Source organism: Wolbachia endosymbiont (group A) of Brachyopa scutellaris, from assembly GCF_964026995.1.
Taxonomy (GTDB): domain Bacteria; phylum Pseudomonadota; class Alphaproteobacteria; order Rickettsiales; family Anaplasmataceae; genus Wolbachia; species Wolbachia pipientis.
Genome location: NZ_OZ034720.1, coordinates 1,057,146 through 1,074,170, shown reverse-complemented (window position 1 = coordinate 1,074,170; position 17,025 = coordinate 1,057,146). Strand labels below are relative to the sequence as shown.

The 17,025-nt window shown below is 35.7% G+C and carries 10 protein-coding genes; 4 read left to right on the top strand and 6 right to left on the bottom strand.

What is annotated here, in order from left to right:
• Positions 1–53: 53 nt before the first annotated feature.
• The 5 genes from AAGD93_RS05475 to AAGD93_RS05455 are packed head-to-tail and all read right to left on the bottom strand — an operon-like array spanning position 54 to position 10,739.
• On the bottom strand, positions 54–3,068 hold the full coding sequence (locus tag AAGD93_RS05475; RefSeq protein WP_341819254.1) for a type IV secretion system protein: 3,015 nt from the start codon (positions 3,066–3,068) through the stop codon (positions 54–56).
• Complete coding sequence (locus AAGD93_RS05470; protein ID WP_341819253.1) at positions 3,065–5,461, bottom strand: type IV secretion system protein; 2,397 nt, start codon at positions 5,459–5,461, stop codon at positions 3,065–3,067. Before AAGD93_RS05470 ends, AAGD93_RS05475 begins: the two co-directional genes overlap by 4 nt.
• Before the next feature lie 9 nt (positions 5,462–5,470).
• Positions 5,471–8,035 (bottom strand): type IV secretion system protein, encoded by a 2,565-nt coding sequence (locus tag AAGD93_RS05465; protein WP_341819252.1) that lies wholly within the window; start codon positions 8,033–8,035, stop codon positions 5,471–5,473.
• Positions 8,028–10,433 (bottom strand): VirB4 family type IV secretion/conjugal transfer ATPase, encoded by a 2,406-nt coding sequence (locus AAGD93_RS05460; protein WP_341819918.1) that lies wholly within the window; start codon positions 10,431–10,433, stop codon positions 8,028–8,030. The genes AAGD93_RS05465 and AAGD93_RS05460 overlap by 8 nt, the downstream gene beginning before the upstream one ends.
• 9 nt (positions 10,434–10,442) lie before the next feature.
• Complete coding sequence (locus tag AAGD93_RS05455; protein ID WP_007548615.1) at positions 10,443–10,739, bottom strand: type IV secretion system protein VirB3; 297 nt, start codon at positions 10,737–10,739, stop codon at positions 10,443–10,445.
• Positions 10,740–10,846: 107 nt separating this feature from the next.
• On the opposite strand from AAGD93_RS05455, the gene AAGD93_RS05450 reads away from it, so the two are divergent.
• A complete protein-coding gene (locus AAGD93_RS05450; protein WP_341819251.1) occupies positions 10,847–12,382 on the top strand; it encodes a lysine--tRNA ligase in 1,536 nt (511 codons plus the stop codon).
• 703 nt (positions 12,383–13,085) lie between these two features.
• Here the strand turns inward: AAGD93_RS05450 and alaS are convergent.
• Positions 13,086–15,719: an alanine--tRNA ligase gene (alaS, locus tag AAGD93_RS05445; RefSeq protein WP_341819250.1), complete on the bottom strand. Its 2,634-nt coding sequence runs from the start codon at positions 15,717–15,719 to the stop codon at positions 13,086–13,088.
• Positions 15,720–15,884: 165 nt separating this feature from the next.
• On the opposite strand from alaS, the gene AAGD93_RS05440 reads away from it, so the two are divergent.
• The 3 genes from AAGD93_RS05440 to rplT all read left to right on the top strand — a co-directional run bounded on the left by AAGD93_RS05440 (position 15,885) and on the right by rplT (position 17,019).
• The gene (locus tag AAGD93_RS05440; RefSeq protein ID WP_182367205.1) at positions 15,885–16,328 is read left to right on the top strand and encodes a PAS domain-containing protein; all 444 of its coding nucleotides are present in this window, start codon (positions 15,885–15,887) and stop codon (positions 16,326–16,328) included.
• A gap of 98 nt (positions 16,329–16,426) precedes the next feature.
• On the top strand, positions 16,427–16,633 hold the full coding sequence (gene rpmI, locus AAGD93_RS05435; RefSeq protein WP_007548610.1) for a 50S ribosomal protein L35: 207 nt from the start codon (positions 16,427–16,429) through the stop codon (positions 16,631–16,633).
• Positions 16,634–16,653: 20 nt separating this feature from the next.
• Positions 16,654–17,019 carry a 50S ribosomal protein L20 gene (gene rplT, locus AAGD93_RS05430; RefSeq protein ID WP_341819249.1) on the top strand — a complete coding sequence of 122 codons (366 nt, stop codon included), beginning with the start codon at positions 16,654–16,656 and terminating at the stop codon, positions 17,017–17,019.
• The last annotated feature ends 6 nt before the right edge of the window (positions 17,020–17,025 follow it).

Below are 17,025 nucleotides of genomic sequence, written 5' to 3'. Positions count from 1 at the left end.
AACTTTACTTAAAATATCTTTTTAATTAGTTACTCCATAACATCATTCATATCTTACTTCTCTCCATTTCCTTCCTTGTTTTTAACTTTATCACTAGGATCACTTCTTATTGTTTCATCAGGATTTTTTTGCTGACCTGATTGTTTTGGTGCTTCAGGTTTAGAGCTCCCCCTCTCCTTTTTATCAGGACCTTCTTGCTTACCTGATTGTTCTGGTATTTCAGATTTAGGGCTCATGGAATTATCCTTCACGTCAACTTCCGTCCGATCTTTACCCACTTGTTGCCTAATGTTCTGTATAATACCTTGGGTCTTATCATCAAGGCCAACGGTTGACAGCATAGCTTGCGATGCGCTCTTAGCAACTGTACCAACACCGCCAGTAACTCCATAACCAGAGCTAAATAGTGTTTGTACCATAGTTTCCGATATAGAAACAAAAGCTTCCATTGCACCGGCAATAATGAGGTATATAAACGCCTGGATTAGGTCTATAGGTAATGCTGCAAAGTGTCCACCAGCCCTTTCTCCGGTACTGAGTGCAACATCAACGCTAGTGCCAGGACTGTATCCAAGAGGCAGTATTGATTTCATCAAGCACAGATCATACGATAAGAAATTTACGCTAATTAAACATTGATAGCATGCAGAAAAATTTGTGAGGTTATATAAAACTGAATACATCAACTGATTTAAAAGAGATAAAAATGAAAATAAAATGACTGGTTCTAATGAAACATGAGCCAACGTTTTTATCCAATTATCAAACAAGGGTTTAGTCTTTTGAAATAGAATAAATACGATAAATAAAGGTGTTAATGACAGTAAAAACGCCACTAGAACAGTAGATATTACATATTTAAACGTAGTGCTAATAATGCATTTTAAGAACATAAAAGTAGCATAGAGTATTGCCAAAAATGCAATAAAGCCAAAAGGACCAGAGAGCATCAACGATAAAAACTTTAGCCAAGTTTCTGTTGTGAATAATACTCCTGCTGTCAAGTCTAAGAATGCAAATTTTCTCCCCCCTTCCCCTATATAGCCAGAAAAGCTATCAACTAAATAAGTGCTACCATCTACAAAAAGTCTGGATAAAGTTGTACCAAAGAGTTCCCAGCTTCTATCGCTAAAGGCAAAAGCTATAAATGCTATCTTGAACATCCTTACAATGAAATCAAATTTACTTAGCTGTATTGTTCCAAGCATATAGCCAATGACAGTAAATATAACGTATAGAGTAAGTAAAGCTCTTACCCCCTGAAGAAGACCTCTTGCATATCCTTTGTATGAATCTTTAACGCTGTCCCCAATTACTTCTTCTTTTATAAATTTAAATACCCCGTTTACATTCGATGAAATAAAATCATTAATTTTTCTTTTGACAAATAAAGTTACACTATACTTATTGTTTTCGTAATATTTGCCATTTTTGTCCGTAATGTCATCTTTCTCTACGTTGCTTACATTGATGCCGAAATATATCTTCTTAGGTTTGCATTCATCTGTTATAGGTTTTTTGTCTTTGCATTCATCTGTTAAAAGACCTCCATCTATTATATAATATACCTTATCCTTTGTTTTATCTAAGTTCTCTACTTTTTTGAAATCATTAGTCTTTGGAGCAGATGGATCCCCTGGCGGGTTATCACCCAAATACACATACAGTTTTTTGCCATTGATATATTCACACGATCTAGTCACTTTAACATGGTACCCACCTCTATTAGCTCCATAGTGACCATAATCTGCAATGGCAAGCATCACACTGCTACCAGGTGTTACACTTCCTATTGGATAGTCATGATTTAATTTTAAGGAAAAATCTTCAAAATTATCACTGATTTTTGAGCATACTAGTTTATCATTTTTCTCCTTTCCTGCTCCTCCTCTTTTTGGAAGACATTGAATACCTTTAGCATCGCCCTTCATATCATTACGCTTGCCTTCAGAAATACTTGCATCACCTGGATCGCTTATTTTTGCAACAAGAGCCTCAGCCCAAGATTTATCATCTTCAGTAAAACTACCTGCTTTAACATTCCCTTCCATTTTTTCTAGATAAGAATACATATCACATTTATTTCCTTTATCGTACTTCTTATACCTTATAGAGGAGACACAGTTCCGTTCTCCTGCTTGACCTAAACCATAGTTCCATATACCCTTCTCAGTATAGCATATATTTTGATGGTAACAGTTAAGCTCATAGGAGGAGTACTTTTTTCTCTCATCAAGACTACAGTTTTTTCCATCACATAACTCGTTCAATCCTATTTTAGCGCGGCGTAAATCAAGTAGTGAACCATATACCCATGGTTCGTTGTCTTGAATATAACCTTTATTAAAATGCACCTTATTATCATATGGGGTATACCCATTGCCAACTAGCACTTTGCTTTCCTTTGCTTTTGTTTTATCAAGAGGTAAAAATTGTATTTTATTTTTTGTACCATCTTTACCATCACAAAAAAACTCTCCCCCCTGATGTACTTCACTCACTGTAGCTTTCTTATATACAGTTTCCTTACGGTCATTTTCTACAGCTTTATAACAATTGTCATCAAAATTGATGCCTTTCCCTTCTGGATTGTCGTAATCAATTGTTATTTTTCTGGGAACTAAGCTGAAGCTTAACTTGTCACCAGGATTTACTTTAATTCCAGTGTCCACATAACGTCTATTGCTGCCAAATCCTTTGCCACCACATAGTTCGTTTTTACTTTCATTAACACCATAATTGTTAGGTACACTATTAATATCCGCAGCCTTACTATAATTTGGTTCTGAGCCATCAGCACAAAAGCTAGCTGGCACAAGTACTTTCCTTGGATTTTTGTCTTCTTTAAAAGGGCAAAAATTTACTGATCCATCGAGGGTGAATTTGATTTTCTCACCCTGACTAATTACCTGACCAGAATCAACCCAATGAATTTTATCGGCTTTACGAACTGGAACATCCACATTAACGCTGGTGTTTTTGCTCTGCAACCCAGGCTCGACACAATCCATATTACAACCAGTGATTGCAAGACACAGTATCAATAATAGTGATCTTTTACTTATCATTGCTGTCTTCCTGGTTGTGGTATCTGAGGCGTTGACCTTTGAGTCCCTTGTGGTATTTGAGGTTTTGACGTACCTGACTGTTGAGAGGCATCTCCTCTTTCTCTTCTTTGAACGCTTTGTTCATCTAACCCTACTGTTCCCATTAAGCTTTTTTGATACTGTCTTCCAGGTTCGCTTGCTACATAAGCACCAAACAACGAGTCAGATATTGCCGAAGAAGCTTCAACTAAAGCTTTCATAGCGTGTCCCAAAATAACAAAAGCCATCATAGCGGTAATATTAGGTGTATATTTGGAAGCATAACCATAAAAAATACAAGGGTTAAAAATCTTTAGGTTAATATTAAGTATACATGTAGAGCAGACCTCAAAATCAAATACTGAATACACAATATAATCCATAACCTGACTTATCAGTGATATAAAAATTAAAAGGACCACTGGATGAATTGCAAATCTTGCTAAATTTTTAACCCAGTTTTGAAACATCTGCCTAGTATACGCAAATAAAAGACAAATAATAAAAATAGGTGCTAAAGAAAGTAATAACGCAACTATTGCTATAGATGTAATAAAAGAAAATAAGGCATTAAAAATAGATAAGCTCACTGTGATTAAACCCCAAATCACCAAGCAAAAAGATACAAGGCCCAAAGGGCCAGAAAATATAAGAGATACTATTAACAATACTGAATGCGATGACAAGAACCTATTGAGCGGCAAATCAAGAAACTCAAAAACATTTGAAGTAGTGCCTCTAAAATTTGCTATTTCTATTAGTTGTTTTGGAGTGTTAATAAATATAGAGAATGCGTTGTTATAAAAAAAGTCCCAGCTATTATCCTGCAATAGCTTGGCGATGATTCCTATCTTTACGCATATAATTAAAAACTCATATATAGAAATATGAGTTAATCCAAAAAAGTAATAAAGAGTATATAAGATTATATATAGTACTAATAGTGATATTATAGTAGATCTAATGGTATTTGTTCTGCTTGATTTTATAAAACTTTCGTAAAGAGACTTTACAGGACTAGTATCAGAGTGAATTGCGTTAGGGTCTTTATAATTAGAGCCGAAAAATGCAGTTTTCACTTTTTCATCAAAGAAATTATATATTGCACTAAAAGTTTTTGTAGGTGGCTCTTTAGTTGTTAGGTTAATACTAAACTGACCTTCATTTTTGTAATCGCAGCCATGGTCTCTTATTCCATAATATATGGTGCCTTTTTTTTCTTTTAACTTTTCCTTTAAGCCTTCCATGTACTCAGTATCATGAACTTTGCTGATATCTACAGATATATCCGCTTGGTTTTCACCAGGCTTATGCTCAGGAAGTTTGTCAGAGACGCTTATATACAAGCTATTTTCTAGACTGTGGTTCTTTGTTACTCTTATATTGAAACCACCTTTGTCATTTTGATCGTAGCAGTACTTGTCATTTCTACTACATAAACTAAAAATTAATCTTGGTGTTCGATAGTTATCTCTTATCTTGTGATCACAATTAGTGCATAAACCACCTCCTGGAATGTGTTCAAAATTCTCATTATCCATGTAAGCACGTAATAGTGTAATGTCAGTTTTTACCTGTTTTCCCTTTAATACGTTACTAATAATTTCAGCAACAACAGATTCACCACTAGAATTTAAAGCATTGAATAGCTCAATTTCTATATTATTATATTCAATATACACGCAATCCTCGCCTCTACGACCAGAAGAAAATTTACATATACGTCTACAGAGTGAATTTAAAATGTGCGTATCTATCTTACTTGCACTGCTCTCTGAAAGCTTGCTGCAATCTATATTCTCTCCTTGTTTTATAGAGTTAATAATATTTTCAATTTCCTTTTTTCTTTCATCTTGATCTAACTTCGAAAACCAGTACTCTCTTCCACTCAACCATTGCGCATCGCCTATTATATATTTATTAGGACATATCCCATCCTTGCCACCTTGGCATTTCTCTTGATTTAAAACATGTGCAAAATGTTCCGTTTCTTGCTCGCTACACTTTTCGTCGATTTTCAAATACCTGATTTTTGTCTCACTCTCTTTATCTTTACACACTTTACTTCCAATCACACTAAAGCTTATCGTATCGCCTTTTTTAAGTGCAAATGGTAATGCAACGTCATTTCTCCCAGGCCCAATTGCAAAATCTGCATACTGCTTAGGACAAAAATTAACCTTACTAGGCACTATATCAATCTCTGTTACTCTTATTCTATCTGAGATATTAACACCAGAATCAACCCATTTCTGCTCTGTTGACACTATATCTAGTTTTTCACGCAAACCTGATAAATTTTCTGGCTTAATACAGTGATGTTCCCCGCAGCCTGACAGAAAAAAAAACGGTATTATCAGCAAAAATTTTAGCATAAATCCAACTCATTCAGTGCTTTTATTAACACTCTCGGAGCTACTAGAACCAGAACCTCGAGATTTACTCTTGTCTCCACCACTCAACTTCTTAGCAGCAGCACCAGCAACTCCAGCAACACCCCCAGCAGCAGCTTTGGCAGCAGATAAAGCTTTGCCCACCATTTGTCCAGGTGTCTGAGCTGAGCCAAGTGCTGCTCTATGGTTACCAGCAAGTTCAGCAGCCATGCCAGGAAGAATGTTTAAAAAGTGGTAAAAGAGGAATAATACTAAACACAATTTTAATAATTCTCCGATGAGAGAGCTGCCAAACTCCATGTATGTAAAGTCGAATAGACCAAGTATGCTGCTCTTTTTAAAGCTATAATTTTGCATCATACATGCAAGAGTAGTTTCATTTTTATCACATTCCCCATCTTTCAATTTAAACCACTGTTTTTTCTTACTATATGAGATTTCTGCTTGTTTCTTTTCATATGACTTGTCCGGTTGTTCATTTTTATATGACTCGTCCAGTTCAAAATTTAAATTTTTAAAATAGATTTTATCACATGCTATGAACATAAAGGACAAAAACGCAAAAAGGATAACCGGGTATAAGCTATAGGTAATCAACTCTTTCACCCAGCCTTCAAAATATCCTTTGGTGTGTTGGAATAAAACCATAGGAATGAACAAAGGTGATAAAATGATGATTACACTTAAAGCAACTAGAGATAAAATAAATACATAGCACAGCCACAAAATAACCATCATCATCAGAACGGCCATAAATATACAGACAAGAGCTACTAACATTTGTCCACCAGCAAAAATAATACCGATTACCGAACCTGCAACTAATAAGACAGGAGCAGCACCAAGCAAGACTGCTAACGTTGCAACACCTCCAGTACCAATTTTGCCACCAATTCCATCTAAAGGGGCACCTAAATAAAATAAAATTCTACAATCAAGCCTATCCCAAGGTGCAAGATAACTGTAAGATACCCTCTTTCCTGCACGAGTATATTCATAATCTGTACCTGCTTTATAATTACATATGCCTTTACTTTCAGATGATGCTTTTAGCACTATCTCTGACAAACCATTTGAGAGACGAGTTAATTCTCCATAATAATGAGACATGGTACTGCCTGTTGTGAAGTAAATCACTAAAGCGAATTTTATGATCAACATATACATTTCTTGAGGCCTCTGAACTCCACCAGACATGGCTTTTATAGAGAACAGTATTAAAGCTAAAACTAAAACAGCAGTTACAGTGTTTTTCAGCCTTTTCTGTGCTACAGATATAAAACTCTCACCATTTGGTGCACCTTTACCTGCAACTAAATTATCTAACGATTCCTTAATGCATTGCACTATCATAGAAGTTACGGGAATAGGAGCTAATGATTTACTCCCTGCCTGGTTATAACAAGCTTCAGAAACATACGAGCTAAAACAGCCAGCATTATCATAACCTACAAAAATTTTCCCCCCTTGTCCGTTGAGTCTTTTTTCTTTAGATCTGATAATAGTTTTATAGTCATCATTATTACCAATAGGAACTTTTTCCTCTCCTGTACCATCTTTATTTTTGAATATCATCACAGATTTTTCACACATAGGAGCAAGTGGGTCAGGTGGCAATTCCGTGCACCCCATATCAACCCCTTGCGGCCAAGGAGTCATTTCGATACCAAGCATGCTAACACTGGCTAACTCCACACATAATCTGCCCGTTTTTCTCACTGCTTTGAATGTAGCTCCATGTATGGGTTCGCTCTGTCCTGCTTTGAGAACTCTACATTCCAGACCACCATCAACCTTCGAGGACCATGACCCATCTACGTATCCAGTGTCTTTCTCCCTGACATCAAAGTCTATGTATCCAGGTTTTCCTCTGGAATTAAAGTCTACCTTATTAAAAAGATTACCAAAAGTTAAAGGGTTTCGATGACATACTTCTATATATTCACTGTATTGCACACCATTTTTTGGCCAGTAATAACTCTCTGTACTCTCCTGAACGTTAGAATTTAAGGCTTCTTTTTCTGCTCTTTTCCCGTCATAATCTTTTTTGTTCACGTCTTCCCGAGCTTTATTTTGCAAACAAGAAAAATATTCCTCTTCTGTTTGGTAATTTTCATTGGTGCAGCCACTATAACCTGTGTCTTCTAATTTAAAATTTTTGTATTTTCCATCATGATCACGTGCAACTGGGTGTTTAACAAAACTATGTTCACAAACAACAAGCCCTCCTATCGCTTTCCAGACTCCAACAATTGCAGCTATCATTCCAACAATAACAAGAGCGGTAAACAAACCAGCAGAAGAAACGATCAAAACAATGCCAGTAAATATTGCGCCAACAGCAATCGCTATTCCAGCAAGTGCTGCAGCTGTTTTAAACGCTCCACAATCAGGATTAGAGGCACGACTAAAACTGCCAGTGGAATTAAATCTGCTAACAAATTCTGTCTTGTCAGTACCACTTACTCCATCTGCAAGCACTGGATATGAGAGTAAAAAGTCTATATTTAGTAAAAATATCGCAATTAATAGCAATGACAGCTTAGTCTTAAACATTTTTTACCTTCTGATAAAATATAGGCAACCATACTTTTGGGTTGTCCCCAACTTCATTTAATATATCGTGTAACAATAGAACACTTTCTGCACGTCCGGATAATACGTTGATTATATCATCCAGGCCTTTTAAGTCTATTCTAGCTACTACAGCATTAACTCCTTGTTTCACCAAAAAGAATCTAGTACTTGGATCTGTGTGCTTAATTAATATATACTCACGTTCAGTTAACATAAAAACATCCCGATAGACACTAGTAGCTTTCAGATTTGGTAAAAAAATCTGTGTCGCTGTTTGTTGTACAAGCGTATCGCTAATAGCACTTTTACTTGCATCCTCAACACTCTGAGTAGCAAAAATCACAAAAGCATTTAGTTTTCTCAGTACCTTCAACCAGTCTTTTATCTTGGGTGCAAAAACTGGATTATCTATTAACGCCCATGCCTCATCAAGAACGATAATAGATGGAGTACCATCAAGAGATATACTAATCCTATGAAATAAATAAATCAAGACCGGTCCAAGAGCAACGGGATCTTTTAGCAAGCTAGCCATCTCAAAACCAAATACTCTTGCTCGTGAAAAATCTAGCAAATCTTCTTTATTGTCAAATATTGCAGCATGAGAACCATTATCATGCCACATAGATATTGCCCCAGCTAGAGTATCAGGACCTGCAAGCCCTAAAAACGGTACGAGGTTTCTCAAGAACCTGTCTTCTTTTCTTAATTTAAAATTTCCTTCAATTGCATCATTAATCCGTGCAATATCTTCTGAAGTAAATTTATCATTATATACCGAAATTAAAGACTTTATCCACTCCATTAAAAACGTTCTATTATCAGAGGTGTCATCAAGTTGCAAAGGATTAAAATTTGTTTTAGTTCTTGGTTCTATTACAGTATAAATACCACTAAGTGCTCTCAAAAAAATCTCTGCACCGTGATCTTTATCAAAAAAGAATATCCTTGGAGAAAACTTCATTGCTTGGGCACACAGGAAATTCATTAAAACAGTTTTACCAGCACCAGTTGGGCCAATTATCATAGTGTGTCCAACATCCCTTATATGAAAGTTGAAAAAAAATGGAGTACCAGATGTCGTGTCAAAAACTGTAACGGCATCTCCCCAGTGGTTATTGAATTTACTGCCAGTAGGATAATTATGTTGAGATGCAAATCCAGCCAAATTAAGACTACTTATTGTAGCTTTTCTCACTATATAATCGAAATTACCAGGAATTTGCGCCCAAAATGCTGGTTCAAGGTTAACTCTTTCGCGAATAGGGTAAACACCGCAATTAGAAAGCTCAGATTCTACCAATGACAGAGCGTTATCCAATGATTTAGGACTTTTTGCTATACATAAAATAGTCAGGTGATGGTGACCAAACGCAATCTTACCACTCATTGCGTCATCAAGTGCTTGAGAAATTTCTGCTATTTGAGAAATAGCTTTATCTGCAGACTGTATCATTCGATTTTGCTGTATCTGCATTTTTCCAATCGCCATTTGCCTATTTGTAAATTGAAAAGATTGCGTAATTATAAACTCGTAAGGAAGTTGTAAAAATGAATCAAGCATTCCTGCAGAAGTATTATTTCCATACTCTTTTATACTAACTATTCCAGCATATTTACTCTCATTATGAGTCACAACCTGTATCATTTTACGGCCAAAGAATAACCTATGTATTGGTAAGTATCTTGATATTTCAGTTCTTAGCGGAAAAAGCGTATTTGTAACGAAGCCACAATTTACAATTCTAGATAGAAACTCCATTATTTCACAGAACAAACCACCTGGAGTTTCTTTTACTCCAAGAATTTTAGGCGAATAATTTCTAAGGCTTGTCACTACACGATTTGTCGTTTCCTCTAAATCTTCATACGTGGCACGTATATCACTTTCCCAAGCATGTTTTGAAGTTACATGTCCGAATTTTTTTAGTAGATGTGACAAAAATTCTACTCCTTTTGTGTCCGCTCTACGGATAATCGTAATGTATAGGTCATTAATAAATGATTGCCTTGTTGCATGTTTTTCTCTCCATTTTAGATTTACGTGATTAGCGAAAAAATTCGGCAAACCTTGACTTGCAAATTCATCAGAAAAAATATTTTTCTTACGTCTGATAGTATGAAAATACAAACTAAATGCCGGAGATGAAATGCTTCTTAGCATCTGATTCCTGATGTTGTTCTGTATGACTAAATCCTCGTCATCGGCGGTTTCAAATGCAAAACCTCTTAATTTTATAACTTTAACCAACCAATTTTCTTTTGTCATCAAGGTTGTGCTATTCCAATAGCAAGAATAGGGAATAAATTCAGCAGCGTGAACTTCCCTGCTCAGAGTAGATTTATTCTTTGATTGAACAGCCCTAAACCTCAGCATCACACAACGTTAAGCAATATCATAAGAATTGGCTCCATGATAAAAACGATTTAAACATTTCGAGCACTTTCCTAATTTTACCATAAATAATTCAATAAACAACGGTTCTTTTGCAGAAGCTATATAACCAAGTCCATGTATACCTGGTAACATTAAGAGAATCACTCTCAAATCATTTGAATTAATGAAAATTAGCATGCAAATCAGGACGTTTAATATTGCAAACATATAACTCACACCAAAGAGCATTGCAGGTCTTGTAAGACCTTTGAATAATTGATCTGTTTGTATACTACCTGTGGACATATCTTTAACCTTCTAATAATAGCTCTACACTAATACTATATCATTATATTAAAAATCCATTGAAACTAGTAGCACTTTAAGTTAAGATACATTATTTAATCTCGATAATGACAAGTTGGCCATTTCAAGAAGCAGAAAAAATATTGCAAGAGTTTCCTAATAAAAAAGAAATAATATTTGAAACTGGTTATGGACCCTCTGGTTTACCCCACATAGGAACCTTTGGAGAGGTTTTCCGCACTACAGTTATTGTAAATGCATTAAAAAAAATAGCTCCTGGTATAAAAACCAAAATCATTGCAGTTTCAGATGATATGGATGGTTTGCGAAAAATACCAGATAATGTGCCAAATCAAGAGATGCTAAGAGAGCACTTAAATAAACCATTGACTATGATACCTGATCCATTTGGCACTCATCAGAGTTATGGTCATCATATGAATTCATTGTTGTGTAAATTTCTTGATATGTTTGAATTTGAATACGAGTTCAGGAGTGCAACAGAGTGTTATAAATCTGGCGTTTACGATGAAAAACTTTTACTCTTACTGAAAAATTATGATAAAGTGATGGACGTAATGCTTCCATCATTTCGGGAAGAAAGACAGCAGACTTATAGTCCATTCTTGCCAATATGCCCAAAAACTTCTCAAGTTTTACAAGTTCCAGTAATTGAAACAAATACAGAGAAAGGAACAATCACATATGAAGACCCAAACGGGGAAAAAATAGAAGTTCCAGTGACAAAAGGAAAATGTAAACTGCAATGGAAACCTGATTGGGGAATGAGGTGGGCCGCATTTGGAGTAAATTACGAAGCTCACGGAAAAGATTTAACTCCATCTGCTGTGCTTTCAAGTCAAATATGTGAAATACTTGGAGAAAAGCCACCACTTCTGTTTTGCTACGAGCTTTTCCTTGATAAAGAAGGAAAGAAAATATCAAAATCAAAAGGAAATGGCATTTCAATTGAAGAGTGGTTAACTTACGCACCAACAGAGAGCTTAGCATTGTACATTTTTCAGAGTCCTAAAAAAGCTAAACGTTTATATTTTGATGTGATACCAAAATCAACTGATGAGTATCTAGAGTTTGTTAAGCGTTATAATGAGAACAAAGAAAAGGATATAAATAATCCTGCTTGGCACATTCACCAGGGCAATGTTCCCAATATAGAAACTTCAGGCATAAATTTCTCACTACTTTTAAACCTAGCAGCGGCTTGCAACGCCGAGAACAAAGAGATCCTATGGGGTTTTATATCCTCTTATGCACCGAACGTTACACCAGAAAATAATAAAATGCTTGATAGACTTTCAGACTTTGCAGTAAAGTATTACCACGATTTTATCAAGCCAACAAAATCGTATAAAACTCCAAATGAAAAAGAGAAAGAAGCGTTACTAGATTTGAAGGACACTTTACATTCTCTATCTATAACTGCTACTGCTGAAGAAATTCAATCTCAGGTATTTTTTATTGGAAAAAAATATGATTACACCAACTTACGTGATTGGTTTCAGCTATTATATGAAGCATTACTTGGCCAAAAAACCGGTCCAAGAATGGGATCTTTCATAAAGCTTTATGGAATAGATAATACGCTTTCTCTCATAGAAAGCGCTATTAAATGTATACTTTAAAGTTTACCTTCTTTCATTTGAGCTCTTTAGTTTTAATAAGAATTCCTTGACACCCTCCGCCAGCCCTCTTATCATAAAGATGAAGCTATTTATTTATCTTCGCAATCTGCAGATTAAAACGACAAAGGGAACTTTGTATCTGGCGTAAATCATGCTTAATTTTTTGCACTATGTGCACCTCATGTCTTTATAAAACTTTTAGGTTTCTACCTATACAAGCAGAAACGCGCTTATAAAGCGTTCAAGACATCAAAAGACGTCAAATAGAACAAGGGAGAATTTGAATGCTAGCTACCCTAGGGTTTCTTTGCCTTTTTTTCCACTCAGTAAATTTCTTAACGTTTATAATTTAGGTTAGTCGCATTTAAAAGCGGCTGAATCGTAGCGTTTAGAATAAAAAACGCCAATATTTTGAAGTACATATAAATAACTAGTTAACCATGGGGCTTCTTTTGCCTTTTTTTTCGTTTGGTAAATTTCTTAATGTTTGTAGCTAAACGACAATCGTCATCCCGCTGCTTGTTAGCGGGATCTCTTGTTAGCGGCTGAGATACCGCGAATGAATCGCGGTATGACGGTTTGCAACGGTATGACGGTTCGCGGCGGCATAGTAATTCGTCATCCCGCTGCTTGTTAGCGGGATCTCTTGTTAGCGGCTAAGAGATACCGCGAATGAATCGCGGTATGACGGTGTAGACGATGGTTAAGTATCCCGCTGCTTGTTAGCGCCGCGGCGGTATGACGGTTCGTGGTGGTATGACGTAGAGTGCTTAGAAGCTGTTATTTTGCTATAAATGGCTGTAATGGCATCATCTATTTTATTGCTATCACAGCCTGTTTGTGCAAGTTCAGCATTCCCACCACAGTTCTTTTTAACTGCTATGGATATTAGTTCTTTTGCGCTAATCTTATTGATTAAGTCTTTACTTACTTTAATAATCAAGACTGTTTTATCTTTTTCTGTTGCCGTAAAAGCTATTACCGTTTTTGGTTTTTGTTGCTGCAAAACAAACTCTCTTATTACATTTGCTGGAATATCAGTGAAAGTGTGGCTTATAAAATTTATTCCATTTATTTCGGTGCTCTTTATATTCTCTGCACTCACAAGCTTTTTATATAGGTTTTTTATTTTGGTTTCGGATTTTTTATGTTCTTGACTTAAAATACTTAATCTGCTTGTTATTTCACTCACTGGCGCTTTTACGAATTCTGCAACTTTTTTTAAGTTAATTTCATTATCACGTACATAATTGATTGCTTCCTGACCAGTTAAAGCTTCAATTCTCCTCACTCCAAAAGCAACAGAACTCTCTGTTACTATCTTAAACAAACCAATTTCTCCAGTATGTTCAACGTGTGTGCCACCACACAGTTCCCTTGAATCTCCAATCTTCACTACTCTTACTTGGTTGCCATATTTTTCACCGAATAACGCCATAGCTCCTTCGTCTATTGCCTGATTCATGCTCTGAATTTTTGTAGACGTAGAAAGGTTTTCTCTGATTAGAGAGTTTACCATATCTTCTACTAAGAATAGCTGATCCTGAGTAACTTGAGTGTTATGACTAAAGTCAAATCGTAACTTATCCGGTGCAACTAGGGAACCTTTTTGAGTGACATGATCACCCAAGATTTTTCTCAATACAAAGTGCAAAAGGTGTATAGCTGAATGATTTCTTCTTAAGGCTTGCCTTCTTTCCTTATCTATGCTTGCTGTAACTGTGTCACCTTTACACATTGAGCCAGATTTAACTATGCATCTGTGCAAATATAGGTCATTAACCTTATTGGGATTCTCGACTATAATAATACTTCTACCAGGTTTGATCAGACTGCCAGTATCTCCCACTTGTCCACCTGACTCGCCATAAAAAGGTGTTTTATCAAGTATAATGGTTATCTTTTCTCCCTCCTTTGCAGAATCAATTACTTCATTTTTAGAGGAAACTATAGCTAGTATTTTCGCATCACTTACTTCATTGAACTCATAACCAACAAATTTTGTTTTGCCAAATTTATTGATCAAATCAAACCATACTTGCTCAACAGATTTTTCACCAGATCCAGCCCATTTAGCACGTGCTCTCTCTTTTTGTTCTCCCATTGCATCATCAAAACCCTTCTGGTCAAAATTTATTTTTTTCTCTTTTAAAATATCAAGTGTAATATCCAAAGGAAATCCGTAGGTGTCATATAGCTTAAACGCTGATTCTCCAGGCAAAGTATCGCCCGATTTTAAATCTGTAGTGAATTTCTCCAGGAGATTGATACCTTTCATCAAAGTGTCTTTAAAGTTTTCTTCCTCTGATTTTAACGTCGTTTCTATTAAGCTTTTAGCTCTGACTAATTCAGCTCCCATATAAGCCGAACTCGTGCTATCTATCAACACTGGAAAAATACGATGGAGTAGGGAATCATTATATCCAAGCAGGTGAATATAACGTGTGGCTCTCCTAATTAATCTGCGTAATACGTAATTCCTGCCCTCATTTCCAGGAAGCACTCCTTCTGCGATGAGAAATGCAGCCGCGCGAAGATGATCTGCTATGATCTTATGCGCTATTTTATTTTCCGTTCTTCCACAGTACTCTTGTGATTTACTTATCAGAGCAGAAAATAGATCAATATCATAGTTATCATGGACGTTTTGCATAACAGCCGCTATTCTTTCAAGGCCCATTCCAGTATCGATGCATTTTTTTGGCAATTTGTGTAAATTACCTTCTTCATCTTTGTTAAACTCCATGAATACCAGATTCCAGATTTCAACAATTCTATCGCCCTCTTGTAAATTAGGACTCCCATGGTCATAAAAAATTTCAGAACATGGACCGCATGGACCAGTGCTTCCCATACTCCAAAAGTTATCATCCGTTGTAATTCTTATGATTTTATCACTTGAAAAGCCACTTATCTTACGCCAAATCTCGTACGCCTCATCATCAGTATGGTAGACGGTTATGGATAGTCTGTTTTTATCAAGAGATAACTCTTTAGTGATAAATTCCCACGCAAATTCTATCGCAGTTTCCTTAAAGTAATCACCGAAGCTAAAATTTCCGAGCATTTCAAAAAATGTGTGATGCCGAGTTGTATAGCCAACATTTTCCAGATCATTGTGTTTACCGCCTGCTCTTAGGCACTTTTGACTTGAGACAGCACGTTTCATTTCAGTTTTTTGAGCACCAGTAAAAATATTTTTAAACTGCACCATACCAGCATTTGTGAACATGAGCGTTGGGTCATGTTCTGGAATCAAAGGAGAAGAAGAAACCTGCTCGTGGTCATTATTTACAAAAAATTTTATAAATCTTTCTCTGATTTCGTTTAGCTTCATCGTTTTTATTGAGGTTATCTATAAATAATAAGTTGTAATGGAAATAAAATCAATACCACTCTCTAGATCTCAGAACTTCTAGTGACATGCACCTTGTGGTAAGAAAAAATCAATATATTCACGATAAATTTACCTCATATCTGTGTTTTATATGTGGAAATTGGAATGGAAATTTATGTAGGCAAAGAAAAAAGAATAGCAAATGTGGTGACTCAACACTGGAATGACATAAAAGGATCAGACAGAGATTGGCCAGAAAGGCATGAAATAGACACTGCAGAAATAATGGAATCATGGCAGCATTGTTTTGTCATTGAAGTCAAGGATCAAGGTTATATTTGTGAAAATGCAGGAGAAAAGGCTGTTGAATTCTATGGTTTTGAGAAAAAGACGTGCATTGATAATAAGTATGCAATTGATGCACCATTTTTGCGACTATATAAAATAGATGCAGTTATTGATAAACTTGATACTGTAATAGAGAGTAAATGCCCGATCAATGAAGAGGAAGAAAGTGAAAGTGTTAAAATGAGGCAAGTATTGTTGCCACTTGGGAATAAAGAAGGTATAACACACATATTGGGCGTAATTACTTTTAAACTCCTTTAATATACAATTTTAATTTGATTCTTTAATAAAATTATTTATACTAATGCTTAATTACTATTAAAGAACTCAATAGTAGTGCTTGTAAATTTATTTGGAATATGAAGAAAATAAAATTAAAAACCAAATCTTCTGTGAAAAAGCGCTTTCACCTTACAGCTAAGGGTAAAGTTATTTCTACTCAGTCAGGCAAAAGGCATGGCATGGTAAAGAGAAGTAAATCTAATATTCGTAATCAGCGCGGTACAACGATTCTTGGTAAATCTGACTCGCGTATAGTTAAGCTTCATATGCCTTACGGTATTTAACAAAATGGAGGTAAAATAAAATGGCTCGGGTAAAACGTGGAGTCACTACTCACGCTCGTCATAAAAAAATATTGAAACTAGCAAAGGGTTATAGAGGACGTGCAAAAAGCTGTTATAGAATTGCATTACAGAGAGTTGAAAAAGCACTGCAATATGCTTACAGAGACAGAAGAACCCGTAAACGCGATTTCCGTAGCTTATGGATAATACGTATTAATGCAGCAGCAAGAGAGTATGGGCTTACTTATGGTAGGTTTATGCATGGTCTTACACTTGCCGGCATTGATTTAAATAGAAAAATTCTTGCTGAGATGGCAGTTAGTTATAAGGATGATTTTGCCAAATTAGTAGAAACTGTAAGTGGTAAATTAGCGGAGAATTCTTAAAGCAAA

Coding starts and splice junctions, on each gene's coding strand:
- AAGD93_RS05475 (WP_341819254.1), bottom strand. CDS start 3,068: ATGATAAGTAAAAGATCACTATTATTGATACTGTGTCTTGCAATCACT.
- AAGD93_RS05470 (WP_341819253.1), bottom strand. CDS start 5,461: ATGCTAAAATTTTTGCTGATAATACCGTTTTTTTTTCTGTCAGGCTGC.
- AAGD93_RS05465 (WP_341819252.1), bottom strand. CDS start 8,035: ATGTTTAAGACTAAGCTGTCATTGCTATTAATTGCGATATTTTTACTA.
- AAGD93_RS05460 (WP_341819918.1), bottom strand. CDS start 10,433: ATGCTGAGGTTTAGGGCTGTTCAATCAAAGAATAAATCTACTCTGAGC.
- AAGD93_RS05455 (WP_007548615.1), bottom strand. CDS start 10,739: ATGTCCACAGGTAGTATACAAACAGATCAATTATTCAAAGGTCTTACA.
- AAGD93_RS05450 (WP_341819251.1), top strand. CDS start 10,847: ATGACAAGTTGGCCATTTCAAGAAGCAGAAAAAATATTGCAAGAGTTT.
- alaS (WP_341819250.1), bottom strand. CDS start 15,719: ATGAAGCTAAACGAAATCAGAGAAAGATTTATAAAATTTTTTGTAAAT.
- AAGD93_RS05440 (WP_182367205.1), top strand. CDS start 15,885: ATGGAAATTTATGTAGGCAAAGAAAAAAGAATAGCAAATGTGGTGACT.
- rpmI (WP_007548610.1), top strand. CDS start 16,427: ATGAAGAAAATAAAATTAAAAACCAAATCTTCTGTGAAAAAGCGCTTT.
- rplT (WP_341819249.1), top strand. CDS start 16,654: ATGGCTCGGGTAAAACGTGGAGTCACTACTCACGCTCGTCATAAAAAA.